28 protein-coding genes are annotated in these 21985 nt (G+C 60.4%); 15 read left to right on the top strand and 13 right to left on the bottom strand.

Going from position 1 to position 21985, the window contains the following annotated elements; genetic code table 11:
• The first annotated feature begins 10 nt into the window (after positions 1–10).
• The 3 genes from K3752_RS11140 (at position 11) to K3752_RS11130 (ending at position 1224) form a co-directional block, all read left to right on the top strand.
• Positions 11–403: a helix-turn-helix transcriptional regulator gene (locus K3752_RS11140; protein WP_170337797.1), complete on the top strand. Its 393-nt coding sequence runs from the start codon at positions 11–13 to the stop codon at positions 401–403.
• Positions 400–648 (top strand): succinate dehydrogenase assembly factor 2, encoded by a 249-nt coding sequence (locus K3752_RS11135; RefSeq protein ID WP_170337799.1) that lies wholly within the window; start codon positions 400–402, stop codon positions 646–648. The genes K3752_RS11140 and K3752_RS11135 overlap by 4 nt, the downstream gene beginning before the upstream one ends.
• 78 nt (positions 649–726) lie before the next feature.
• The gene (locus tag K3752_RS11130) at positions 727–1224 is read left to right on the top strand and encodes a MarR family winged helix-turn-helix transcriptional regulator (RefSeq protein WP_093962569.1); all 498 of its coding nucleotides are present in this window, start codon (positions 727–729) and stop codon (positions 1222–1224) included.
• On the opposite strand, the gene K3752_RS11125 is transcribed toward K3752_RS11130, so the two are convergent.
• Genes K3752_RS11125 through K3752_RS11115 form a run of 3 tightly spaced genes read right to left on the bottom strand, consistent with a single transcriptional unit; the run spans position 1218 to position 3072 of the window.
• On the bottom strand, positions 1218–1949 hold the full coding sequence (locus K3752_RS11125) for a DUF1194 domain-containing protein (RefSeq protein WP_260063256.1): 732 nt from the start codon (positions 1947–1949) through the stop codon (positions 1218–1220). The genes K3752_RS11130 and K3752_RS11125 overlap by 7 nt on opposite strands.
• Positions 1946–2647: a DUF1194 domain-containing protein gene (locus K3752_RS11120; protein WP_260063255.1), complete on the bottom strand. Its 702-nt coding sequence runs from the start codon at positions 2645–2647 to the stop codon at positions 1946–1948. The genes K3752_RS11125 and K3752_RS11120 overlap by 4 nt, the downstream gene beginning before the upstream one ends.
• Positions 2644–3072 carry a VOC family protein gene (locus K3752_RS11115; protein WP_170337804.1) on the bottom strand — a complete coding sequence of 143 codons (429 nt, stop codon included), beginning with the start codon at positions 3070–3072 and terminating at the stop codon, positions 2644–2646. The genes K3752_RS11120 and K3752_RS11115 overlap by 4 nt, the downstream gene beginning before the upstream one ends.
• Before the next feature lie 178 nt (positions 3073–3250).
• Here K3752_RS11115 and thyX point away from each other — a divergent pair, with 178 nt between their 5' ends.
• Together thyX and K3752_RS11105 are read left to right on the top strand one after the other, a co-directional pair.
• The gene (thyX, locus tag K3752_RS11110) at positions 3251–4162 is read left to right on the top strand and encodes an FAD-dependent thymidylate synthase (RefSeq protein ID WP_093962566.1); all 912 of its coding nucleotides are present in this window, start codon (positions 3251–3253) and stop codon (positions 4160–4162) included.
• A 58-nt stretch (positions 4163–4220) separates the two neighbouring features.
• Positions 4221–4514 carry a hypothetical protein gene (locus K3752_RS11105; RefSeq protein ID WP_260063254.1) on the top strand — a complete coding sequence of 98 codons (294 nt, stop codon included), beginning with the start codon at positions 4221–4223 and terminating at the stop codon, positions 4512–4514.
• Positions 4515–4596: 82 nt separating this feature from the next.
• Here the strand turns inward: K3752_RS11105 and K3752_RS11100 are convergent, their stop codons facing one another.
• A complete protein-coding gene (locus tag K3752_RS11100; protein WP_008758035.1) occupies positions 4597–4803 on the bottom strand; it encodes a cold-shock protein in 207 nt (68 codons plus the stop codon).
• A 213-nt stretch (positions 4804–5016) separates the two neighbouring features.
• On the opposite strand from K3752_RS11100, the gene K3752_RS11095 reads away from it, so the two are divergent.
• A complete protein-coding gene (locus K3752_RS11095) occupies positions 5017–5334 on the top strand; it encodes an ArsC/Spx/MgsR family protein (protein ID WP_260063253.1) in 318 nt (105 codons plus the stop codon).
• A 42-nt stretch (positions 5335–5376) separates the two neighbouring features.
• Complete coding sequence (locus K3752_RS11090) at positions 5377–5745, top strand: hypothetical protein (RefSeq protein WP_170337812.1); 369 nt, start codon at positions 5377–5379, stop codon at positions 5743–5745.
• A 1-nt stretch (position 5746) separates the two neighbouring features.
• On the opposite strand, the gene K3752_RS11085 is transcribed toward K3752_RS11090, so the two are convergent.
• The 5 genes from K3752_RS11085 to thrS all read right to left on the bottom strand — a co-directional run bounded on the left by K3752_RS11085 (position 5747) and on the right by thrS (position 10446).
• Positions 5747–6274 (bottom strand): DoxX family membrane protein, encoded by a 528-nt coding sequence (locus tag K3752_RS11085; protein ID WP_170358500.1) that lies wholly within the window; start codon positions 6272–6274, stop codon positions 5747–5749.
• Positions 6271–7035: a DNA-binding domain-containing protein gene (locus tag K3752_RS11080; RefSeq protein WP_260063252.1), complete on the bottom strand. Its 765-nt coding sequence runs from the start codon at positions 7033–7035 to the stop codon at positions 6271–6273. Before K3752_RS11080 ends, K3752_RS11085 begins: the two co-directional genes overlap by 4 nt.
• Positions 7032–7889, bottom strand: coding sequence for a DUF692 domain-containing protein (locus K3752_RS11075; protein WP_260063251.1), 858 nt, complete (start codon positions 7887–7889; stop codon positions 7032–7034). Before K3752_RS11075 ends, K3752_RS11080 begins: the two co-directional genes overlap by 4 nt.
• Positions 7890–7962: 73 nt before the next feature.
• The gene (locus tag K3752_RS11070; RefSeq protein WP_005982123.1) at positions 7963–8265 is read right to left on the bottom strand and encodes a DUF2282 domain-containing protein; all 303 of its coding nucleotides are present in this window, start codon (positions 8263–8265) and stop codon (positions 7963–7965) included.
• 222 nt (positions 8266–8487) lie between these two features.
• Positions 8488–10446 (bottom strand): threonine--tRNA ligase, encoded by a 1959-nt coding sequence (gene thrS / locus K3752_RS11065; RefSeq protein WP_260063250.1) that lies wholly within the window; start codon positions 10444–10446, stop codon positions 8488–8490.
• 219 nt (positions 10447–10665) lie between these two features.
• Here thrS and K3752_RS11060 point away from each other — a divergent pair, with 219 nt between their 5' ends.
• From K3752_RS11060 to K3752_RS11040, 5 genes are all read left to right on the top strand, one after another.
• On the top strand, positions 10666–11415 hold the full coding sequence (locus tag K3752_RS11060; protein WP_260063249.1) for an alpha/beta fold hydrolase: 750 nt from the start codon (positions 10666–10668) through the stop codon (positions 11413–11415).
• Entirely contained in the window at positions 11415–12407 is a 993-nt protein-coding gene (locus tag K3752_RS11055) for a carboxylesterase (RefSeq protein WP_170358508.1), read from the top strand. Before K3752_RS11060 ends, K3752_RS11055 begins: the two co-directional genes overlap by 1 nt.
• The gene (locus tag K3752_RS11050) at positions 12407–12832 is read left to right on the top strand and encodes a VOC family protein (protein WP_093962557.1); all 426 of its coding nucleotides are present in this window, start codon (positions 12407–12409) and stop codon (positions 12830–12832) included. Before K3752_RS11055 ends, K3752_RS11050 begins: the two co-directional genes overlap by 1 nt.
• A 20-nt stretch (positions 12833–12852) precedes the next feature.
• Positions 12853–13467 (top strand): hypothetical protein, encoded by a 615-nt coding sequence (locus K3752_RS11045; protein WP_170370989.1) that lies wholly within the window; start codon positions 12853–12855, stop codon positions 13465–13467.
• An 84-nt stretch (positions 13468–13551) separates the two neighbouring features.
• Complete coding sequence (locus K3752_RS11040) at positions 13552–14262, top strand: alpha/beta fold hydrolase (protein WP_260063248.1); 711 nt, start codon at positions 13552–13554, stop codon at positions 14260–14262.
• On the opposite strand, the gene K3752_RS11035 is transcribed toward K3752_RS11040, so the two are convergent.
• On the bottom strand, positions 14259–14843 hold the full coding sequence (locus tag K3752_RS11035; RefSeq protein ID WP_260063247.1) for a DUF6151 family protein: 585 nt from the start codon (positions 14841–14843) through the stop codon (positions 14259–14261). The genes K3752_RS11040 and K3752_RS11035 overlap by 4 nt on opposite strands.
• Complete coding sequence (gene phaZ, locus K3752_RS11030) at positions 14843–16114, bottom strand: polyhydroxyalkanoate depolymerase (protein WP_170337826.1); 1272 nt, start codon at positions 16112–16114, stop codon at positions 14843–14845. Before phaZ ends, K3752_RS11035 begins: the two co-directional genes overlap by 1 nt.
• 111 nt (positions 16115–16225) lie before the next feature.
• Between phaZ and K3752_RS11025 the strand changes: the two genes are divergently transcribed.
• From K3752_RS11025 to phaR, 3 genes are all read left to right on the top strand, one after another.
• Entirely contained in the window at positions 16226–18028 is a 1803-nt protein-coding gene (locus K3752_RS11025) for an alpha/beta hydrolase (protein ID WP_260063246.1), read from the top strand.
• 130 nt (positions 18029–18158) lie between these two features.
• A complete protein-coding gene (locus K3752_RS11020) occupies positions 18159–18605 on the top strand; it encodes a phasin, PhaP (RefSeq protein WP_170338288.1) in 447 nt (148 codons plus the stop codon).
• Between the two features lie 136 nt (positions 18606–18741).
• Positions 18742–19296 (top strand): polyhydroxyalkanoate synthesis repressor PhaR, encoded by a 555-nt coding sequence (phaR, locus tag K3752_RS11015; protein ID WP_170363106.1) that lies wholly within the window; start codon positions 18742–18744, stop codon positions 19294–19296.
• 48 nt (positions 19297–19344) lie between these two features.
• Here phaR and K3752_RS11010 read toward each other — a convergent pair whose 3' ends face one another.
• Complete coding sequence (locus K3752_RS11010) at positions 19345–20559, bottom strand: DegT/DnrJ/EryC1/StrS aminotransferase family protein (protein WP_260063245.1); 1215 nt, start codon at positions 20557–20559, stop codon at positions 19345–19347.
• A 111-nt stretch (positions 20560–20670) separates the two neighbouring features.
• Entirely contained in the window at positions 20671–21975 is a 1305-nt protein-coding gene (locus K3752_RS11005) for an FAD-binding oxidoreductase (protein WP_260063244.1), read from the bottom strand.
• Positions 21976–21985 lie beyond the last annotated feature (10 nt).

Here is a 21985-nt window from a genome sequence, read left to right as displayed (position 1 = left end):
GGAGAGTTTGATGAGCGACGAAACCGACTGGTTCGGACCCGAGGCCGCGACATTCGGAGACCGCGTGGCCGGCGCGCGCGAAGCCGCCGGCATGACCCAGACCCAACTGGCCCGTCGGCTGGGTGTCAAGAAGTCCACTGTGGTGGCCTGGGAGAATGACCTGTCAGAACCGCGCGCCAACAAGCTGTCGATGATGGCAGGTATGTTGAACGTGTCGATCATGTGGCTGCTGACCGGTGAAGGCGAGGGTATGGATGCTCCGGATGTTGCGGAAGCCGCGGATATGGAGCTGGCGCCGCTGGTCGCGGAGTTGCGCGCCATCCGAGGCGAGATGCGTGCCAGTTCCGAGCGCCTTGCGCGGGTCGAGAAAACGCTGCGGCTGAAGCTGGAGAAAGGCGAATGAACGACATCCGGATCAAGCGGCTGAAGATGCGGTCGATGCGGCGTGGCATCAAGGAAATGGACATCATTCTGTCTGCCTATGCCGACCAGCGGCTTGAGCGGATGTCTGCGGCCGAGTTGGACCTGTACGAAGCTTTGTTGCACGAAAACGATCAGGACCTCTACCAATGGGTAACCGGGCAGGTCGCCGCCCCTGAACACTACGCGAGCATGATCTTCGATATCTCGCAAGTATTTCAAAAATAATGGCAAAACAGACTTAACAGATTCTTCGGGATTTCGCGTCAAAGTTTCCTGAGCGGCGCGATTTAATCGGAGGATCGGATGAGTTTGGAATTGCAGGTCTCCGCACCCGGAACCAAAGGGTTCATGTCCAGCTATCTTGAGGCGCTGGCATTGGTTGAACGTCTGCATCGGTTGCTTCTGGACGTCATAAAGGACGAGTTCGAGCGGGTCGGCGTTCTGGAAATCAACGCGGTGCAGGCGCTGCTGCTGTTCAACATCGGTGACCACGAGGTGACTGCCGGTGAACTCAAAAGCCGCGGCTATTATCAAGGCAGCAATGTCAGTTACAACCTCAAGAAACTGGTCGAGATGGGGTTCATGCATCACCAGAGATGCGAGATTGACCGACGTTCGGTGCGGGTGCGTCTGACACCTCGGGGGCGGGAAATCCGTGACATCGTGGCCGATCTCTTCTCGCGCCACGCCGAAGGGCTGCAGGCCAAGGGTGTCCTGGGCACCGAAGGGATCGAAGAGATTACCAGCGCTTTGCGCCGGGTCGAACGGTATTGGACGGATCAGATCCGGTACATCTACTGACTACCGCCGTTCAATGGCAAAACTTGGGACAGGGTCAGCGAATCCAGCTCTCTGATCAGCTTGCGCGTCATCGCGTCTTCGTAGGCTTCAAATCCCAAAGCGGTTTCGACGAAGGCTCCGGGCCCCAGAATGACCCAAGCGTTGTAATAGGCCGACAACTCTCCGATTTGCACGTACCGCTTGTCCCCGGTGCTGGGATCATCGGCTCCGATCACGAGCCCATTGATCGTGATGCCGGTTGCCTGCAGTTGGGCTTTGGCATCTCTGGGATGGAGGCCGACATTGTGCTTGCCATCTCCTGAGAGGTCCAGCGTCCGCTTCAAGCAGGCGGCTTGGGCATCCAACAAATCAGCCCCGTACTGCATGGCAGACCCCACCGCTGTGCCCTGAGGTGCCGATGACCGACGCGTGGATTGCAGACGTTGCGCAATCCCGGACAAATCGGTCGGGGACCGAATGTCGGTCCAGCCGACCAACAGCCGCTGGAAACCTGCTTCGCTCCATTCGAAAACGGCGATCCGAACGGGGGCTTCGGGATTCGACAGGATCAGCCGTTCCACCTCCGGCCGTTGCAATGCAGCGGCCAAGCCGTCCAATTGAAGTCGGTATTCGTTGCTGTCGACTGAGCCTGAAACATCCAACCCAAGCGCCAGGGCTTGCCGGCATTGAGCAGCGGCCGGGCTGCCCAAGGCCAAACAGCACAGAGCCAGCGCACGAATGATCATTCTGCGTTGCGCCCCAACGCGCCGACCTGAAGGCTGGTCAATTCCCGTTCCAGCTTGCGTCGCATGGCGCGCTCAAAGTCTTCGAACCCTTGCGCGATTTCCAGAAAGGCGTTTGGCCCATGCAAGACGTTGTTCTTAAAAAACGGGATGAGGAACAGCTCCCCTTCGAAATCCGCCGCATTTATGACCAACCCATTCACGGTTATGCGGTCGAAGGGAAAGTGGCGATAGGCGATCTGCGGACCGTAGCCGTCATTGTTCGAGCCGTCCCCTGACAGGTCAATCGTTTGATAAAGGCATTGCGGAGCCTGCTCCATCAGCGAGGCCCCGAAAGCCAGAGCATATCCCATGGCGGTGGCCGAGCCGCTGTCAGATCTTTGGGACTCGCTCACCTTTGTCGCAGCAACAAGTAGATCAGCCTCGGTCTCGATGAGGCGCCAGGGAAGGACGATGTACTGGGCATCGCGACCGCTCCACTCATAAACCGTCAGGGCTACGGGCAGCGGCGAGGAAAAGAACGCCTTCCGGACTTCCGGAGCGATCAAGGCTGAAGCCAGGCCCTGCCGCTGCAGGGCGTCTTCTTTGGCGTCGACCGAAACGGAGATATCCAAGGCAAGCGCCAAAGCCAGCCTGCAGTTTTGGGCCTCAGCAGAGCTGGCCAGAACGGCCAGCCCCAGTCCTGTCAACCAGCGGATCACCAGTGGCCGGTGCTTTCCATGCTGGCCCAAGGTTCGGCCGGGGGCAAGGCATCGCCATTCTGCAGCAGTTCAACCGAAATGTTGTCAGGCGAGCGCACGAACGCCATACGCCCATCGCGGGGAGGGCGGTTGATGACGACGCCATTGTCGGCAAGGTGCTGACAGGTCTCGTAAATGTTGTCGACCCCATAGGCCAGGTGGCCGAAATGGCGGCTGTCGCTTGGCAAACCTTCATCACCATCCCAGTTCCATGTCAGCTCGATCGGCCTGTCCTCCTGACCCGGAGGGGCCATGAAGATCAGCGAAAACCGCCCTTCCTCGCTGTCGTAGCGGCGGGTTTCCTGGAGTCCCAGCAGCTTGTAGAAGGCCATGGATTTTTCCAAATCCTTCACGCGCACCATGGTGTGGAGGTATCTCAGCCCCATCTCGGCGATCCTTTCGGTGTTGATGATTGTGTGCAGCTTAGCGCGCTGCAGGGGCGTGTCGAGGGGGCGGTCGCAGAGAAACCAAAAAATGCGCGACGCAGCACACATATGGCGGTTTCAGTGCTGATGTTGCCGATATATAGTGGTCGGCGACTCATTTCAAAAACGAGGTATGTCCATGCCGCTGTCCGCCGAACAACTGGCCGAGATCGAAGAGCAACGCGCACAAACGCAGTCGACCCGCCGTGTTGTGGCTCCGGGTATGGAACAGCACCTTTACACTGCGCATCCTGTTCTGGACCATGGTTTCGTGCGGGTCATCGACTATATGGGCGATGATGCTGCGATCTGCCAAGCGGCCCGCGTGTCCTACGGCAAAGGTACGAAGTCCGTACAGAATGACGAGGGGTTGATCCGCTATCTGATGCGCCACTGGCATTCGACCCCGTTCGAGATGTGCGAAGTGAAACTGCACGTGAAACTGCCGGTCTTCGTCGCCCGTCAGTGGATCCGCCACCGCACGGCGAACGTGAACGAATACTCGGCCCGTTATTCGATCCTTGACCGAGAATTCTACATTCCCGCGCCGGATCAGCTTGCGGCGCAATCAGCGATCAACAATCAGGGGCGGGGCGAGGCGCTGCAGGGCGAAGAGGCTGCGCGCGTGCTGGACATTCTCAAGGCCGACAGCGCCCGCTGCTATGACAATTACGAAGCGATGATCGGCCAAGATGGCCAGCAGGGTCTGGCGCGCGAACTGGCGCGGATGAACCTGCCGGCAAACATCTACACGCAGTGGTATTGGAAGGTGGACCTGCACAATCTGTTCCACTTCCTGCGCCTGCGGGCAGATCCGCATGCGCAATACGAGATCCGCGTCTATGCCGAAACCATGTGCAAGATCGTAGCCGACTGGGTACCGTTCGCGTACAAGGCGTTCGAAGACTATCGCCTGGGTGCGGTCAACCTGTCGGCGCAGATGGTCGAAGCGCTGCGTCGGATGCTGAAGGGCGAGCAGGTGACGCAGGAAAACTCGGGCATGACTGCGCGCGAATGGCGTGAGTTCGAAGCGGTGATCCGCGAAGGCTGATCGCCACCTGTTCGGATTGTCATGATCCTGTTACACTTTGGGCATGACGTTCAGCTTGATGTTTAGAACTGCAGCGATCGCTTTGTTGCTGGGCCAGCCAGCGTATGCAAAGTCGCCAATCGCTGAGGTGATCTGCGAGCCCACGGCGCGGATGCATGACAAACTGCGCCACCAATTTGGGGCGCAGCAGACCGCCTCTGGTGTTCGCGGACCCGAGCAGATCATGGAGGTGTGGACCAGCCGTCGCGGTGACTGGACCCTTGTCGTAACCTATGCGACCGGGACGTCCTGCATTGTGGCCATGGGCGACAACTGGACAAACCGCATCGAGACCGACCCGACGCGAGGCTAGACTATCCGGGAAGAGGGTGGACAACGGCCTGTCAATTGGCCGTTGACCTTGTTTCGTCGCACCCGCCAGTTGGCGGGCCCTTTTACAATGGCTTCAAATCAGCCGCCATTTGGCGGCCGTCACGTCCGTCCTGCAACTCGTACGAGACTTTCTGATTGTCGGCGAGTCCGGTCAGGCCGGATCGTTCTACGGCCGAGATATGAACAAACACATCCTTACCCCCTTCATCGGGGGCAATAAAACCATAGCCTTTGGTCGTATTGAACCACTTCACGGTGCCGGTTGGCATTTCCCGTGTCTCCTTCTCCTTGCGCGTCACCCAGCAAATCGGCAGGGCATAGTCAAAGCGACCACAAACCCACGCAGTTCCGAACGAACGAGACGGCGTAAATTGTGTGTTTCGCCTTTTTCAACATTGCACGGTGAAGTAAAAAATCAAGGAATACTGGGTTAACCTATTCGTTTTGCCCGAAATTGCTGCAACGACCGGAGTAGATACACTATGCGCCTTTTTGGCCTGAAGACCTGCGATACCTGCCGTAAGGCACTGAAATCATTTCCTGATGCCGAATTCATCGATGTCCGAGGCGCGGGTGTTCCTTCGGAGGTGTTGGCCAAAGCGTTTGACCAGTTCGGCGAAGCCTTGCTCAACACCCGCTCGACAACCTGGCGTGGATTAGACGACGATCAACGCTCGCGACCGCCGCTGGAACTGCTGGCGGATCATCCTGCCCTGATGAAACGTCCGCTGATCGAATGGGACGGGCACTTGTTCTTGGGCTGGACCCCGCAAACCCGCACAGCCCTTGGCATTGCTTGATCGGGTGACTATCTGAACCGGCGCAACAATCAGGAATACTTCATGCGAAACGCAGCGATGATATTGGGTGTCATTGCCGGTCTGGTCGGAATGATCGTCGGTTTTTTTGGGTACGGGTTTGTCGAGCTTGTGGATCGTTACGGCGAGATCGAGGGGCTCGCAGAACAGGTGGACAACCCCCAGCTTATCAAGACGGCATCGCTTCTGGCGCCGTTGCTGGCGATTGCCGGGGGTGCCATGGCGCATGCGCGTGCTCTGTTGGCCGGTGTGTTGTTGCTGATTTCCGCGGCGGGGATGTACTACGCCTTTGGCTTCGGCGTGTTCACCATGTTCCCGATTGCCTTCGCCGGCGTTGCGGGGCTGCTTGGGATCGCCGCGGGCAAGCCGGACGAACCCAAAGCGCATTTCTAGATCATTTCAGGCGCAGAACCCGGTCGAGCGAGAGCGGGCCCGCGCCGTTGATCACGATCACCACGAACAGGAAGGTCCACATAACCCGCTGATCCATCAGGGTTATGGTGTTGTCGAACAGACCGCCCAGCTTGACCCCGTGCCCGGTGACATCGGTGAAGGTCTGGACCCAGACGAACCCGATCATGCCCAGGGCGGCAAGGCGGGTCAGCAGCCCCACCAGCAGCAACGCAGGCAGGATGAATTCGGCCCAGGTTCCGGCGACGGCAACGGGCCAGGTAAAGAACCCAAGCTGCGAGCTGTCGTAGCCGACGGCCTCCATCGCCTTGGGGAAGATCTGGACATAGGCCCCATCCGAGGGGAACAGAAACCCGAAAAACCCGCTGCCCAGCTTGGTCATGGCCGAGTTCCAGTAATAGACCAGAAGAACCGCTATGAAAGTCAGCCGCGCCACGGTCGGTGTCAGCCAGTTCGAGGCGTGGTCCAGCTTTCCAAGTGCGGAATTATGCATTGAGATCAGGGCAGTCATGTTTCCGGCCTTTCGATAGTCATTGAAGTAATTGCACTGCCCTGCAACAGCAGTGCCAGGGTGGTTCCCAGGTCGAACGCGGGAGTCCGGGCGGTGGTTGCCTCGAAGGCCTGACCAATGGTCTGGCCGGCCTGCATGGCGGTGATCCAGTCGACCCCGCCGGGCGGCAGCAGGTGTGGCGACGGGTCGAATTCGGGGCGCGTGATCAGCACGTCCTGCGCACCGGGCTGAGGCTTTGGCGCGCCGTCTTCGGTGTTGAACCGCCAGATGGAGTGGATGGGCCAGTCGGATCGGATCAACTGCATGGCCGGGGCAAAGCCCAGCCGGGCCTGCATCAGGTCTTCGGGCGGCAGGGCGGCCAGCGCGTCGGGCGCGATCGGTTGGCTGTCGGCGGCGTGGTAGGACCGGCGCAATGCCAACTCCAGCCGTGCCACGTCGGGCAGATAGCCAAGATGCACCAGTTGCTCGGTGTCGGCGAGGAATTCGGGGAAGTTCTCGCCATAGAACATCATCAGCGGAGAGCTAGGCGGGTTCCGACGCAGATAGATCCCGGCCAGACCGTCCATATTCTGCGGACCCAGCAGCTTGGTTATGACCGAAAATGCCTGGTGCATGGCCTCGGTCAGCGACACGGCCACGTTGTTGCGGTAGACGCTGAAGCGGCGTCCGGCGGGGCGGGCCTGATCGTCCAGCAACCCCTCGGGCACGGGGGCCGTCGGGTCCAGCAGGGCCGCCCGGAATTCTGATTGCGAAACGCTCATGCCGGGATCCGGTCCAGCGCGGATTGCGCGCGTTCGGCCTCGGAGCGCAAGGTGGGCCAGTCGGGCACGTCATTGTCCCATTCGATCAGCACGGGTTTGGGGCCTGACTGGTCGAGCACATAATCCAGCAACGCCCAGACCGCATCGACGACGGCGCGGCCGTGGCTGTCGATCAGCAGGGGTTGGCCGTGATCGTCCTGATCCTCGTCATGGCCCCCCAGGTGGATCTCGCCAACCTGGTCCAGAGGGTAGGCGTCGATATAGGTCTGCGGGCTGTATTTCAGATTGGTGGCCGAGACGAAGACGTTGTTGACGTCCAGCAGCAGGCCACATCCGGTCCGGAGCGCGACCTCGCGCAAGAAGTCGGGTTCGGACCACGTGCTTTCAGCAAAAGCGAGATAGCTGGAAGGGTTTTCCAGCAGCATCTGCCGGCCCACCGTCTCCTGTACCTGATCGATATGATCGCAGATGCGGGTCAGTGTGGCGTCGGTGTAGGGCAGGGGCAGCAGATCGTTAAGGAACTGGCTGTCATGGGTGGACCATGCCAGATGCTCCGAAAAGCTGGCCGGTTTCAGCCAGCCCACAAGATGCTTCAGGCGGGCCAGGTGCTCGGCGTCCAGCGGGCCTTCGCCACCGATGGACAGGCCCACGCCGTGCACGGAAATGGGAAGCCGTTCGGACAGGTGACGCAGCTGCGCCAGCGGTCGACCGCCGTCGCCCATGTAGTTTTCGGCGTGAATTTCCAGCCAGCCGACCGGGCCGGGCTGGTCAAGGATCTCGGTGTAGTGCTGCGGCTTGTAGCCGACCCCGGGCGCGGCGGGCAGCCGTTGCATTCTGCGGGCGTCATCCAACATCGCGTGATCCTTCTCAGCAAGAAACAGGGCGGGCTGTTTGGTTTAGCCCGCCCCTGACATTCCTTCCCGTGCCTTATGCCGGCAGATCGCGTTCCAGCGGCTCGAGCGAGCCTTTGCGGGGCGTTCCGTCCGCGGATTTGGGCAGCTCGATGTCGGCGCAGGTGCCTGCATCGACCAACGTCCAGGCGTTGCCTTGGTAGTCCACGGTCGAGGTGCCGGCACACGTGGTGCCCGGTCCGGCGGCGCAGTCGTTCTGGCCTGCCAGCGATACGCCATAGCATTTTTCTTTGGCCTGAGCGGCGGCGGTGGTTGCAGAGCCCGCAACGGCTGCGGCAACGGCGCTTGCGATTACGAGGGTTTTGGCGGTGTTCGACATCTCAGGTAATCCTTTTCGTGATTGCGTATGTCTGCTTGTGACAGTGACAAAGGTAACGGCTGACACTGCTCTATTGAATTCACGAGCCCGTGTCTCACGGCTGTGTCAGGGAGCGTTAATGCCCCTTGCAAGTTAACACACTGTAATAAATTAGGAAATCCAGAAATGTTTCAATCCGGCCCCGTGCTGGGGGCCGGATTGGCGGCAAGACTGTGCCGATTGTTACAGAAGATCGGGGGGCGTTGCCGCGTGCGCCAGCTCTTTTGTTACAGCCTCAAGCGGCTGGACCTGGGTCTGCTTCTCGCCCAGGCGGCGGACGCTGACTGTGCGCTCTTCGACCTCACGGTGGCCGACGGCCAGGATCACCGGCACCTTGCCGACGGAATGTTCGCGGACCTTGTAGTTGATTTTCTCGTTGCGGATGTCGGCCTCGGCCCGGACACCGGCAGCCTTGAGCGTTTCGACCACTTCCAGAACATAGTCATCGGCCTCGGAGGTGATCGAGGCCACGACGACCTGGCGCGGCGCCAGCCAGAAAGGAAGTTTGCCGGCGTGTTCTTCGATCAGGATGCCGATGAACCGTTCGAACGATCCCAGGCAGGCGCGGTGCAGCATCACCGGACGGTGTTTGGCACCATCGGCGCCGATATAGGTGGCGTCCAGCCGTTCGGGCAGGACGAAATCCACCTGGAAGGTGCCGCATTGCCAGTCACGTCCGATCGCGTCGGTCAGGACGAATTCCAGTTTCGGCCCATAGAAAGCACCTTCGCCGGGGTTCAGTTCCGGCTCGACCCCCGCTGCGCGGGTGGCGGTCAGCAGGGCCTCTTCGGCCTTGTCCCAGACCTCGTCCGAGCCGGCGCGCTGTTCGGGGCGGTCCGAGAATTTGACCTTGAAACTGTCAAAGCCCAGATCCTTGTAGACATCGGTCAGAAACCCGATGAAGCGGGCACATTCGTCGCCGATCTGGTCCTCGGTCGAGAAGATATGCGCGTCGTCCTGGGCAAAGCCGCGGACCCGCATGATGCCATGCAGCGCGCCCGAGGGTTCGTAGCGCGCGCAGGATCCGAACTCGGCCATGCGCAGCGGCAGGTCGCGATAGGATTTCAGGCCCTGCTTGAAGATTTCCACGTGGCAGGGACAGTTCATCGGTTTGAGCGCGTTTACTGCCTTTTCGCGGGCGTGTTCCTCGTCAACTTCGACGATGAACATGTTTTCCTGGTACTTGTCCCAGTGGCCCGAGCGTTCCCACAGCTTGCGGTCGACCACCTGAGGGGTGTTGACCTCGACATAGCCGCCGCGGTGCTGGGCACGCCGCATATAGTCCTGAAGCTGGGTGTAGATGGTCCAGCCGTTGGGGTGCCAGAAGATCTGGCCCGGGGCCTCTTCCTGCATGTGGAACAGGTCCATCTCGCGGCCCAGCTTGCGGTGGTCGCGCTTGGCGGCCTCTTCCAGCATGTGCAGGTGCGCCTTGAGCTTTTCCTTGCCGGTGAAGGCAACGCCATAGATACGCTGCAGCATCGGGCGGTTGCTGTCGCCACGCCAGTAGGCGCCGGCGATGGACATCAGCTTGAACGCGTCGCCGGGTAGTTGGCCGGTATGCTGCAGGTGCGGGCCGCGGCAGAGATCCTGCCAATGGCCGTGCCAATACATGCGCACCGGCTCGTCACCCGGAATCGCCTCGATCAGTTCGACCTTGTAGGGCTCGTTGTTGGCCTTGTAGAACGCGATGGCACGCTCGCGGTCCCAGATCTCGGTGGTGACGGGATCGCGCTTGTTGATGATCTCTTTCATCTTTTTCTCGATGAGGCCGAGATCTTCGGGCGTGAAGGGTTCTGCGCGGTCAAAGTCGTAATACCAGCCGTTTTCGATGACCGGGCCGATGGTGACCTTGGTGTCGGGCCAGATTTCCTGCACCGCGCGGGCCATCACGTGGGCGAAGTCGTGGCGGATCAACTCGTTGGCCTGGGCCTCGTCCTTCATCGTATGGAGAGCGATTTCGGCATCCTGTTCGATGGGCCACTGCAGGTCCCAATGCTGGCCGTTGACGGTGGCCGAGATGGCCTTTTTCGCCAGCGAGGTGGAGATGTCGGCAGCGACCTCGGCCGGCGTGACGCCTGCCGCGTAGGATCGGGAATTGCCATCGGGGAAGGTAAGAGAGACGGATTTTGAATCCAGGGCCATGATCTGGCTCTCCTCGTCGGTTTGGCGCCCACTGAACGCCCGGTTGCGGGTTATGGTGTCGGGTCCGTGTGGCAGGTGGTGGGGTCCGTGTCAAGCGTTGGCGGGCAGAGGGCTCTGCTCCAAGCGTGCCGCGGGATATCTGCCTCCAGATGACGGAGGGGCGGGAATTGCACTTGGGCGCGGCGCGTGCATGATGCTGGAAAAGCATGTGAGGATTTCATGGCAGCAACGACATTTCTGGAAACGCCGCAGGGGCGGCGGCTGGCCTATCACAAGAGCGAAGGGGCCGGGCCCGCGGTCGTTTTCTTGGGTGGCCTCAAGTCGGACATGGAGGGCACAAAGGCGGTGCATCTCGAGGACTGGGCGCGGGCGCGTGGGCAGGCCTATCTGCGGTTCGACTATTCCGGGCATGGCGAAAGTTCCGGCCGGTTCGAGGAAGGGTGCATCGGGGATTGGCATGAGGACACGGTTGCGGCGGTCTCCGCGCTGACCGAAGGGCCGCTGATCGTGGTGGGTTCGTCCATGGGCGGCTGGCAGGCGTTGCTGCTGGCGCGGGCCATGCCCGAGCGGATCGCCGGAATGGTCACGATTGCGGCAGCGCCGGATTTCACAGAGGACGGTTATTGGGCCTCGTTCAGCGACGAACAGAAACAGGCGCTGGAGACGGTCGGGCATGTTGAACTGCCTTCGGACTACATGGAGCCCTACATCATCACCAAGCGGATGATCGAGGATGGGCGGACGCGGCTGGTGTTGCGGTCGCCCTTGAACCTGCCGTTCCCGGTACGGTTTCTGCAAGGCACGGCGGATACGGCGGTTTCCACCGAGACGGCGGTACGGCTGCTCGACCATGCCAGCGGTCCGGACATGCGGCTGTTACTGGTCAAGGATGCGGATCACCGGTTTTCGGACGGGCCGTGTCTGGGGTTGATCGAGGATGCGGTTCGCGACGTGATGGGGGCAAATTGATGCGTCGGCTGGGGCGGTTTCTAGGGCGGGCCTTGCTGGCGTTGGTGGTGGTCGGCGGGCTGATCTACTGGTTCGGCCCGCGCGAAGAGGTGGATCTGCACCCGCGGTTCGATCCGCGCAAGTTCGGCGAGGGGGTTCAGGTCTATTTCGAAAGCATCGAGTCCGCCTATGACGATATCGTACCGGGCGTCGAAAAGCGGGTGATCTGGCAGGACGGATTCAAAGAACGGCGCGCGCCCTATTCGGTGCTTTATGTGCACGGGTTCTCGGCCTCGTCCGAGGAAATCCGCCCGGTGCCCGACAGGATCGCTGAGGCGCTAGGGGCCAATCTGGTCTATACGCGCCTGCAGGGGCACGGGCGCGACGGGCTGGCAATGGCCGAAGGGACGGCCTCGGGCTGGATGCGGGACATGGCCGAAGGCCTGGCCGCCGCCCGCGCCGTGGGCGACAAGGTTATCGTGATCTCGACCTCGACCGGGGGAACCCTGGCGGCAGCCGCGGCGTTGGACCCCGAACTGAGCAAGGACGTGGTCGGGATGGTGTTCATCTCGCCCAATTTCGGGGTGCAGGCGGCCGGATCCTGGATACCGTCACTGCCTTGGGCGCGCAGCTGGCTGCCGTTGCTGATGGGGGAAACCCGCGAGGTGTCGGGCCCTGATCCGGAAAAGAACCTTTATTGGTCGTCCTCTTATCCGTGGGAGGCGGTGGTTCCGATGTCTGTTCTGGTCGATACCGTCTACGAGCTGGATTTTTCGGGCGCACTGGTGCCGGCTCTGTTCTGGTTCGCGGATGACGATCAGGTGGTTCGGCCCGACCTGACTCACAAAGTTGCAGAAGACTGGGGGGCACCTGCGACCGTTCAGACCGTAACTATGGGGTCGGGTGACGACCCGCAATCGCACGTCATTGCCGGACGGCTGATGTCGCCGGGGCAGACCGATGCGACGGTGGCCGGTATTCTGCAATGGCTGAACGGTTTGGGGGTGGAGTGATGGAGCAACGCGTCAGCCTGATCACGATCGGGGCCGAAGATCCCGAAGCCGCAGCCCGCTTTTACGAGGCGCTGGGCTGGCGCCGCACCGACAGCCCGGACGGGGTGATCGTTTTTGACCTGATCGGCCAGACGCTGGGTCTGTACCCATTGACCGCGCTGGCCGAAGAAATCGGGGTTGGCGTTGAAACCCTAGGGCGCGGCGCGATGACGCTCAGCCACAATTGCCGGTCCAAGGAGGGTGTCGCCGAACTGTTGCAAGCTGCCGAGGCAGCGGGGGCCGAAATCCTGAAACCAGCCTCAGACGTGTTCTGGGGCGGGCACCATGGGTACTTTCGGGCACCGGATGGTACGATCTGGGAAGTTGCGTTCAACCCGTACTCGGCCCTCGCGCCGGATGGGGCCTTTCGCTGGAACGGGTATTGAATATGCGCAGACCGGGCAGCATGTGGAGCCTCGAGACCCTGGGCCGCGTGCGCCTGTCGCGCCATTTCTTCATGCGCGATTTCCTGTATTCCGAGATCGGGAACTTTCACGAAAAACAGAACCTGCCGGACAACCCGGATCTGGCCATCGAAACCGGCCGTGCATTTTGCGAAACCCTTCTGGATCCGTTGGAGGAAACATTCGGGCGTGTTGCCGTCCGGTCTGGATACCGGTCACCTTCGCTGAACCGGTTTGGAAACGAGAACAAGTTGAACTGCGCCCGCAACGATCATCCACTTGAATGCCACATCTGGGACCGGGGAACAGGCGAGGCGCGAATTGCCGGAGCCTCGATCGTGATCCCATGGTTTGCCGACCGTTACGCACAGGGCAGGGACTGGCGCGATCTGGCCTGGTGGATGCACGATCATCTCGATTATTCCGAGATATGGTTCTTTCCCAAACTTTGCGCCTTCAATCTGGTGTGGCGGCCCACCCCACTGCGCCGGATCGACAGCTACATTGCGCCGCGTGGCAGCCTGCTCCGGGCCGGCGCCGATCCGGATGAGACCCTGAGCGAACGCCGTCGGCGCTATGCGGACTTTCCCGAATTTCGCGCAATCCGCTATCCCTAAAGTTTTTCTTGCCCGTCTGCGCCGAAACTCTCATCCTGATCAACAAAACGGCCGAGCCGATCGGCCAGTACAAGGAGGCCCTGCGTGATCGAGCCGCTGGTCTTGTTGCCAGGATTGATGTGCGATGCACGGCTGTTTCAGCCGCAGACAACCCGGCTGTCTCAGACCAGGCCGGTGATGGTCGCGCCGATCGGCGGCGGTGATCGGATCGAAGAGATTGCCTCGTCGCTTTTGGACCAGTTGCCCCACCGCTTTGCGTTGGCTGGTCTGAGCATGGGGGGCATTGTCGCGCTGGAACTGGTGCGCCGGGCCCCGGAACGCGTGACCCGCCTTTGCCTCATGGCGACGGATGCGCAGGCCGATACCCCCCAGATCGCCGCTGACCGCGAAGAGCTGATCGTTGCGGCGCAGGCTGGCCGTCTTGAGGATGTCATGCGCAAGGTTCTGGGCTCGGACACGCTGGCCCCCGGACCGCAGCGGATCCCGATATTGAACGACATGCTGGAAATGGCGCTGGAGCTGGGGCCGGAACTGTTCGTGCGCCAAATGCGCGCTCTGCAGCGCCGTCCGGATCAGCAGGGCACCTTGCGGCGAATAAAGGTGCCGACCTTGGTTCTGTGCGGGGCACATGACACTTTGACGCCGGTCAGAAAACACAGCTTCATGGCCGAGTTGATCCCCGGGGCAGCCTTGCATGTGGTGGACATGGCGGGTCATCTTCCAACGCTTGAAGCGCCGAGTGAAACCACCGACGCGCTGTCCGACTGGTTGGACATACCCGTGCGGGCTTTCTAGTCGTACAGCGCCTTGCGTTCTTCAAGGCTGATGACATGCGGAGCCACAACCGGATTGCCGGTTGCGACGTCGAAGAACGGAGTCTGCTTCCAACGACCGGAAAGGCGCGCCGCAATGACTCTGCGGATCATGCCGAAAACAGCAGGAGCCACATTTTCGTGCTTCCATTTGCCATTCGCCTGCGGGACATGGGCGCGGGTCTTCACAGGCCCCAGAGGGGATGGATCGGAAAACCTGGCGACATCAAATCCGGCAAAGGGGAATTTCATGCTGCTGGTGGTGGTCGCCAAAGGCGCGTTGCAGCATTTGGCGTACCATCGAAACAGACCTTTGGGTCCCAGCCGCATCACGGCCAGGTTCTCGGCGCCTTTGGTGATGCGGATATATTCGGGCGACATCTGAAAAATGTCTACCGGCCCCGGTGCGGGGTCAGGTTGACCAAAATACAGCTGTCCGGCGCGGCAATCTGGGCAGAAACAGACGACATGGGTGCCACTGGACACCCCTTTGGCCGTGATCTCGCCGCTAAGCTCACCGCAGTTGCAGGCGAACGGAAGGGCAGGCGCCGGGTCTGCGGACATCAAGCAACCTTGTTGCTGTTGGCCGCGCGGCGGCGCGGTTTGCGGCTGTTTTCGTTCATGAAGTCTATGACCAGCGGGCGGATATTGTCACGCCAACTGCGTCCGGCGAAGATACCGTAATGGCCCGCTCCGGGTTCGACATGGCTGGCCTTCTTGCTGTCGGGCAGGCCGGTGCACAAGTCCAGCGCTGCGATACACTGGCCGGGGGCCGAGATGTCGTCATTGGCGCCTTCGACCGTCTTGACCGCCACATCCGTGATTTTGCCGATGTCGACTTTGTGGCCAGCCACGATGAACTCATTCCGGGCGATCTCACGGTTCTTGAACACTCGCTCGACCGTCGAGAGGTAGAACTCTGCCGTCATGTCCATCACGGCCAGATATTCATCGTAGAAACGGTTGTGGGCGTCATGATCCGACGCCTCACCCCGCATGACCCGCTGGATCTGGTCGGAGAAAGCCTTGCCATGGCGCTCGGCATTCATCGACATGAAGGATGCCAATTGAAGAAGCCCGGGATAAACCATGCGTCCCACGCCCTTGTATTTGAAGCCCACCCGCTGGATCATCGTTTCCTCAAGCTGGCCCATGGTCACCCGGCGGCCGAAATCGGTGACTTCGGTCGGGGTTGCGTCAGGGTCAACCGGGCCACCGATCAGCGTCAGCGTGCTGGGCTGCGCCTTGGGGTCGGTTTCGGCAAGGTACGCCGTCGCCGCAAGGGTCAGGGGCGCGGGCTGGCAGACAGCGACGACATGCGTGTCCGGCCCCAGCTCCTTCATGAAATCGACAAGGTACAGGGTGTAGTCCTCGACATCGAACTTGCCTTCGGACACGGGGATGTCGCGCGCGTTATGCCAATCGGTCACATAGACTTCGCAATTGACCAACAGGCTCTTGACGGTCGAGCGCAGCAGGGTGGCGTAGTGTCCGGACATCGGCGCAACCAACAGCACCTTGCGCGGTTGCTCTTTGCGGCCATTCACGCGAAAGTGGACCAGATCGCCAAACGGGCGTTCAAGCACGGAGGTGACATCCACCAGATGATCTTTGCCGTCTTCGCAGGTAAACGTTCGGATACCCCAATCGGGTTTCACGACCATGCGTTGAAACGTGCGTTCGGTTACTTCGCCCCACGCGGCCATCCAGTTGAATGCCGGGTTGGGGATCATGGAAAACTGGGGGTAGGACGCCATCGCGCTTGCGGTTGCACCAAGCCATTGGTTGGTGTTGCGCATGGTTTCCATCAGGTCGTAGGTCATCATGTAACGCACGGGAATGGCCTCCTAAATGTCAGCCTGAGAGTTCGGACCATTCGTCGCTTTGCCCCCCGGTGCCCACGACGATATTCTGCACAGCAGCGAGGTTAGGGGGGATTTGTTAAAATGACAACAAGTGAAGGCCACATGCCCGACTTAAGCGACGAACACGTTGAACGCCTTAAGGAAAACATGCTGAAAGTCGAAGATCTGTCCAAGCGGCTGATCGAGGTGATGGCGTCGAAAAAAGCTCATACTCCCGCGCTGGACGGCCCGAATCAGGAACTTTTTGCAAGAGCAGCAACTGCTTATTGGGCCGAGGCCCTGCAGAACCCGGCCAAGTTGTTGGAACAACAGCTGGAATACTGGGGCAAGTCCGTCCTGAATTTTGCTGCGGCGCAGCAGGCCCTGATGGCGGGTGAAGGAGAAGCGGACGAGGCTCCTAGCAAGGATAAACGTTTCTCGAACCCGCTGTGGGATACGAACCCCTATTTCCGTCTCGTCCGTCAGCAATACCTGACAAATGCCGAAGCCATCGCGAACGCGGTGGAGTCGGTCGAGGACTTGGACGCCAAGGACAAGCGGCGGCTGAAATACTTCTCGCAGCAGATTGTCGACATGATGTCGCCGACGAATTTCCTGCCGACCAACCCCGACGCTCTGCAGAAGGCGATCGAAACCGATGGCCAGTCGCTGATCCAGGGGCTGGAGAATCTTGTTGCCGATCTCGAAGCGAATGATGGCGAGTTGATCGTCAAGCTGGCGGACGAAAACGCGTTCAAGGTGGGCGGCAACCTGGCTACAACGCCCGGCGAAGTCGTCTATCGGAATCGGATGATGGAACTGATCCAGTACAGTCCCGCGACCGAGACAGTCTATGAAACCCCCGTCGTTCTGTTCCCGCCCTGGATCAACAAGTTCTACATCCTGGATCTGAAGGCACAGAACAGCCTGATCAAGTGGATCACCGATCAGGGCTATACCTTGTTCGTCGTCAGCTGGGTCAATCCGGATGCCAGCTATGCCGAAACGGGAATGGAAGACTACGTTCAGGACGGTTTCCTGACGGCGGTCGAAGAGGCCAAGAAGATCTGCAAGGTCAAACAAGTCAATGCGGTCGGGTACTGCATTGCCGGAACGACCTTGAGCCTCACTCTGTCGCTTTTGAAGCAGCGCGGTGACAAGTCGATCAAATCCGCCACGTTCTTTACGGCGCTGACCGATTTTTCGGATCAGGGCGAGTTTACCCCCTTCCTGCAGAATGATTTCATCGACGGGATCGAGGAAGAGGTGAACAAGGAAGGTGTGCTGCGGTCATGGATCATGGCGCGCACGATGTCGTTCCTTCGGTCTCGCGACCTGGTCTATGGACCGGCGATCCGCAGCTACATGCTGGGCGAGACGCCACCCGCCTTTGACCTGTTGTACTGGAATGGGGACGGCGCGAACCTGCCCGCGAAAATGGCTGTGCAGTATTTACGTGGCTTGTGTCAGCGCAACGAGTTCGCCTCGGACGGGTTCGAATTGATGGGCCACAAGCTGCATGTTCGCGACGTGGATGTGCCGTTGATGGCGATCACCTGCGAGACGGACCATATCGCCGCGTGGAAAGACTGCTATCGCGGCGTGCAGAAAATGGGGTCGCGCAGCAAGACCTTTATCGTTTCGGAATCGGGACATATTGCAGGCATCGTCAATCCGCCCAGCAAAAAGAAATACGGTCACTATACCAACACCGATCTCAAGGCGGATGCCGATACCTGGATGAAAGAGGCAAGCTTCCACGAAGGCTCGTGGTGGCCCCGCTGGGAGGCTTGGTTGAAGAAGCGGTCTGGCAAGCAGGTTCCGGCACGCGAACCGGGTGATTCGAGCCACCCACCGTTGGCTCCGGCGCCGGGAACCTATGTAGTCGCCAAACCAAAGTCTTGATTTCACATTGAAACTAAAAAATTCTGCGTCGCAGCAACAAAAAACTTGAAATGCTGCGTCGCAGCAATCATATTGTCCTCAAGCTGATGAAACCCGGGGTGGGCCCGGACCGGCTGAAAGGATTAGGACAATGGCAAAGACCCAAGACTTTACCGCGATCATGAAAGACATGATGGGCGCGTTCCCGGTGGACACCTCCGCCGTTGAAAATGCATTCAAATCGACCGCTTCGCTGAACGAAAAGCTGTCGGGCGTTGCTCTGGAAGCTGCCGAGAAATCGGCTGAAATCTCGAACAAGTGGACCAAGGAAACTCTGGCCAAGCTGAGCGAGATGTCGAAAGCCAAAGCAGAGCCGGCCGACTACGCCAAAGCAGCAACCGATTTCGCCAGCGCTTCGGCTGAAGTTGCTGCCGAGAACCTAGCTGCTTTCGCTGAAATCGCCAAGAAAGTTCAGTCGGAAACCGTCGAGCTGCTGATGGCTGCTGGCAAAGAAGCTGCGGAAGAAACCACCGCGGCCGTCAAGAAAGCCACCAACGAAGTGACCGCTGCTGCCAAGAAAGCAACGGCTGCCAAGTAAGCAAGATCCGCGAAACGCACCCATCCCTCCCAAATTGGTGCAATCGCTAAGGGCAGGTCCATTGACCTGCCCTTTCTTTTTGTTCTGCAGTCGCATAACCTCTGCTGCAACGCATCATCCTTGGGGAGGGTAAACGGTGTCGGACAAAGATAAACCTCTGCTGATCAAGCGGTATGCCAGCCGTCGGCTGTACAACACCGAGACCAGCGACTACGTCACGCTCGAGGACATCGCTGGGTTCATCCGCGACGGGCGCGAGGTTCAGATCATCGACCTGAAAACCGGCGACGACCTGACACGACAGTATCTGCTTCAAATCATTGCCGAACATGAAAGCCGGGGTGAGAACGTTCTGCCTGTGAACGTGCTGAATGACCTGGTGCGCAGCTACATGGTGCCGGGCGGGGGCATGATGCCTCAATTCCTGCAATCCAGCTTTGAGATGCTGCGCGAAAGCCAGGCCAAGATGATGGAAAACATGAATGCGATGAACCCCATGAGCAGCATGCCCGGGTTCGAAGCAATGCAGGCGCAGCAGCAGGCGTTCCTCAAGGCCATGACTGGCGGGTTGTCGGGCAATTGGTCCGGGCCCGACAAGGACGAAGAAGGCAAGTCCGAGTCCAAAGAAGACCTGGACGACATCAAGAAACAACTGGCCGAGTTGCAGCAGAAGCTTTCCAAGCTCAGCTGATACCAGACAGGCCCGGACGACCCGGGCCTTTTCTTTATTGTGTTGGGGTCAGGTGCCGAAGGCCACTTCGGGCGCGGTAACCTCGCCGACCGAGGCCAGGATGATGTCGGCGATTACATCCAGTTCCGCGCGGGTCAGGCGCACCGGCAGGCGCACGTCACAGGCCGACATCAGCATTGCGCGCGTTCGAGGCAGCTCGACCTGCTCTGGCAGAAACTGCCAGTTCCAGAAGGCGCGGGCATTGTCCTCGCTCAGACCAAAGACCTGCACCTTGACGCCGCGGCCCTCGGCGGCAGCGGCAAATGCCTTGATCTGGTCTTTGTCCAGGTCGACCAGGTTGAACTGGATCGAATCCGGCGCGCGTCGCTCCGGTGTCAACGGGTCGGGGACGTGGATATGCGGTGACGAGTTCAGGCGCTGCGCGACATAATCGTGGTTGGCCAGCCCGTCCCGCACCCGCCGCGCCAGTTCGGGCAGTTGGGGGCGGATCACCGCGGCGCTGAGATTGCTCATACGCAGATTGTAGAGCGGCAGCTTGTTCTGCCATCGGGCAAAAGCTTGCTCCAGATCGGGCGTATTCTGGCCGTGCGGGCCTTTGTGCTTCTTCCAATTGTGCTCATAGGCGCCAGACATGATCACGGCGCGGGCGACCAGGTCGGCGTCGTCGGTGACAAGGATGCCCCCTTCGCCCGCGTTGATCATCTTGTAGGATTGGAACGAGAAACACCCCACCTTGCCGATGGTGCCGATGTTGCGGCCATGCCAAGTGGTGCCCAGCGAATGGGCCGCGTCCTCGATCACCGGGATGTCGCGCGCGTCGCACAGCGCCATGATCGCGTCCATGTCCGAGGTATGGCCGCGCATGTGGCTGATGATCACCGCTTGAACGTCGTCGAGCTTGGCCGCGAAATCGTCGATGTCGATGCGGTAATTGTCGCCCACCTCGCACAGGACCGGATCGCAGTCTGCATGCACCACCGACGAGGGCACCGCGGCAAAGGTAAAGCCCGGGATCAGCACCCGCGCGTCCCGCGGCAGCCCCAGTGCCTTGAGCGACAGGAACAGAGCCGCCGAACAGGATGACACCGCCAGCGCGTATTTGCTGCCCAGCAACTCGGCGAACTCGGTTTCAAGCAAAGCAACCGGCGCGTCCTGCGGCGCGGTATAGCGGAACAGGTCCCCGGATTGCATCAGGGACTCGATCGCGTCTTTGGCGGTGGCAGGGATGGGTTCGGCGTCATGGACGTTGGGTGGCAGCGTCATATTTGATAATCCCAAATTCTATGTTTGGAAAAGATAAAATGAAAAGCTGAGCAAACCAAGCTTTCATTCGCCTGTTGGGCGAAATTTCACCGAACCGTCACAAGTGGTGGGTCAAAAGCCCAGCCGATCACGCAGGGCATACCAAGTCATCGCCAGCACCAGCAGAGGGCTGCGCAGGGCCGAGCCCCCGGGAAAAGGCAGAGCAGGCACGCGGGCCATCGTGTCGAACCCTTCGGCCTGGCCCTGGATGGCCAGCGCCATCAACTGACCGGCATGGGTCGCAGTGCCGACCCCATGACCGGAATAGCCCGAGGCCGACAGGATGTTCGGCGCCAGGCGTGTCAGGTAGGGCATTCGCCGCATGGTGATGGCCAGCGTGCCGCCCCAGGCATAGTCGATCCGAACATCGCGCAGATGCGGAAAGATCTCGGTCATCGGTTTGCGGACCTTGGCGGCGATGTCGGATGGAAAGCGATAGCCATAGCTCTCGCCACCGCCGAACAACAGCCGCCCATCGGCGCTGAGCCGGAAATAGTTCACCACGAATTTCGTGTCGGCAACCGCCACGTCTTGGGTCAGAACCTTTGCGGCCTCCGCGCCCAGCGGCTCGGTCGCGGCGATGAAATTGTTGATCGGCATGACCCGCGCAGCGACCTTGCGGTTCAGATTGCCTAGATAGCCATTGCAGGCCAGAACCAGATGGTCGGCCGTGACCGAACCCTGTTCGGTGCGAACGGTGACGCGTGGGCCTTCCTCGATGCCCAGAACCTCGGTGTTTTCGTGCAGCGTCAGGCCGGCGGCCAAGGCGGCCTCGGCCAGGCCAAGCGCATAGTTCAGCGGGTGCAGATGGGCCGCGCCCATGTCCAGATATCCGCCCGCATAGGCCGGCGAGGGGCAGAGCGCGCGCCCGGCTTCGGCATCCAGAAGCTCGATCTGGTCATAGCCATAGGCGGTTTTCAGGTGATCTGCGTGAGCGTGCAATTCGGCGCGTTCGCCGTCGCTGAAGCCCAACGTGGCGATGCCCGGTTTCAAGTCGCAATCGATGCCCTGGCGTTCGATCAGCGATTTGGTCAGCGTCTTGGCGTCTTCGGCCAGATCCCACAGCTTGGCCGCGTCGTCGCGCCCCACCAGCTTCTCCAGGTCTTCCTGATCCATGCGCTGGGCGCTGCCCAATTGGCCACCATTGCGCCCCGAGGCGCCGAAACCCACGCGATGCGCTTCAAGCAGGACCACCTTGAACCCGGCCTCGGCCAGGTGCAGCGCGGTCGAAAGACCCGTATACCCTCCACCCACGACGCAAACGTCAGCGGTGACATCGCCGCGCAGCGGCTCGGTCGAGGTTCGCGGGTGCGCGGTGGCGGCATACCAGCTGGGCGGGTAGGTGCCGCGTTTGTCATTGCTGTACAGCAGGTTCATGGCGCACATG

It is taken from the genome of Ruegeria sp. B32 (genome assembly GCF_025141855.1).
In the GTDB taxonomy this organism is placed as follows: Bacteria; Pseudomonadota; Alphaproteobacteria; order Rhodobacterales; family Rhodobacteraceae; genus Ruegeria; species Ruegeria arenilitoris.
Note: the sequence above shows the minus strand (reverse complement) of the source record. Positions and strands in the feature narration are given on the sequence as shown.

What these genes read in the sequence shown, in the direction of transcription:
- thyX (WP_093962566.1), top strand. Translation starts at nt 3,251, where the DNA reads ATGCCGCTGTCCGCCGAACAACTGGCCGAGATCGAAGAGCAACGCGCA.
- K3752_RS11045 (WP_170370989.1), top strand. Translation starts at nt 12,853, where the DNA reads ATGTGGAGCCTCGAGACCCTGGGCCGCGTGCGCCTGTCGCGCCATTTC.
- K3752_RS11125 (WP_260063256.1), bottom strand. Translation starts at nt 1,949, where the DNA reads ATGATCATTCGTGCGCTGGCTCTGTGCTGTTTGGCCTTGGGCAGCCCG.
- K3752_RS11020 (WP_170338288.1), top strand. Translation starts at nt 18,159, where the DNA reads ATGGCAAAGACCCAAGACTTTACCGCGATCATGAAAGACATGATGGGC.
- K3752_RS11140 (WP_170337797.1), top strand. Translation starts at nt 11, where the DNA reads ATGAGCGACGAAACCGACTGGTTCGGACCCGAGGCCGCGACATTCGGA.
- K3752_RS11060 (WP_260063249.1), top strand. Translation starts at nt 10,666, where the DNA reads ATGGCAGCAACGACATTTCTGGAAACGCCGCAGGGGCGGCGGCTGGCC.
- K3752_RS11115 (WP_170337804.1), bottom strand. Translation starts at nt 3,072, where the DNA reads ATGGGGCTGAGATACCTCCACACCATGGTGCGCGTGAAGGATTTGGAA.
- K3752_RS11085 (WP_170358500.1), bottom strand. Translation starts at nt 6,274, where the DNA reads ATGACTGCCCTGATCTCAATGCATAATTCCGCACTTGGAAAGCTGGAC.
- K3752_RS11010 (WP_260063245.1), bottom strand. Translation starts at nt 20,559, where the DNA reads ATGACGCTGCCACCCAACGTCCATGACGCCGAACCCATCCCTGCCACC.
- thrS (WP_260063250.1), bottom strand. Translation starts at nt 10,446, where the DNA reads ATGGCCCTGGATTCAAAATCCGTCTCTCTTACCTTCCCCGATGGCAAT.
- K3752_RS11005 (WP_260063244.1), bottom strand. Translation starts at nt 21,975, where the DNA reads ATGAACCTGCTGTACAGCAATGACAAACGCGGCACCTACCCGCCCAGC.
- K3752_RS11090 (WP_170337812.1), top strand. Translation starts at nt 5,377, where the DNA reads ATGCGAAACGCAGCGATGATATTGGGTGTCATTGCCGGTCTGGTCGGA.
- K3752_RS11095 (WP_260063253.1), top strand. Translation starts at nt 5,017, where the DNA reads ATGCGCCTTTTTGGCCTGAAGACCTGCGATACCTGCCGTAAGGCACTG.
- K3752_RS11025 (WP_260063246.1), top strand. Translation starts at nt 16,226, where the DNA reads ATGACAACAAGTGAAGGCCACATGCCCGACTTAAGCGACGAACACGTT.
- K3752_RS11105 (WP_260063254.1), top strand. Translation starts at nt 4,221, where the DNA reads ATGTTTAGAACTGCAGCGATCGCTTTGTTGCTGGGCCAGCCAGCGTAT.
- K3752_RS11055 (WP_170358508.1), top strand. Translation starts at nt 11,415, where the DNA reads ATGCGTCGGCTGGGGCGGTTTCTAGGGCGGGCCTTGCTGGCGTTGGTG.
- K3752_RS11070 (WP_005982123.1), bottom strand. Translation starts at nt 8,265, where the DNA reads ATGTCGAACACCGCCAAAACCCTCGTAATCGCAAGCGCCGTTGCCGCA.
- K3752_RS11135 (WP_170337799.1), top strand. Translation starts at nt 400, where the DNA reads ATGAACGACATCCGGATCAAGCGGCTGAAGATGCGGTCGATGCGGCGT.
- K3752_RS11050 (WP_093962557.1), top strand. Translation starts at nt 12,407, where the DNA reads ATGGAGCAACGCGTCAGCCTGATCACGATCGGGGCCGAAGATCCCGAA.
- K3752_RS11080 (WP_260063252.1), bottom strand. Translation starts at nt 7,035, where the DNA reads ATGAGCGTTTCGCAATCAGAATTCCGGGCGGCCCTGCTGGACCCGACG.
- K3752_RS11035 (WP_260063247.1), bottom strand. Translation starts at nt 14,843, where the DNA reads ATGTCCGCAGACCCGGCGCCTGCCCTTCCGTTCGCCTGCAACTGCGGT.
- K3752_RS11100 (WP_008758035.1), bottom strand. Translation starts at nt 4,803, where the DNA reads ATGCCAACCGGCACCGTGAAGTGGTTCAATACGACCAAAGGCTATGGT.
- K3752_RS11130 (WP_093962569.1), top strand. Translation starts at nt 727, where the DNA reads ATGAGTTTGGAATTGCAGGTCTCCGCACCCGGAACCAAAGGGTTCATG.
- K3752_RS11075 (WP_260063251.1), bottom strand. Translation starts at nt 7,889, where the DNA reads ATGTTGGATGACGCCCGCAGAATGCAACGGCTGCCCGCCGCGCCCGGG.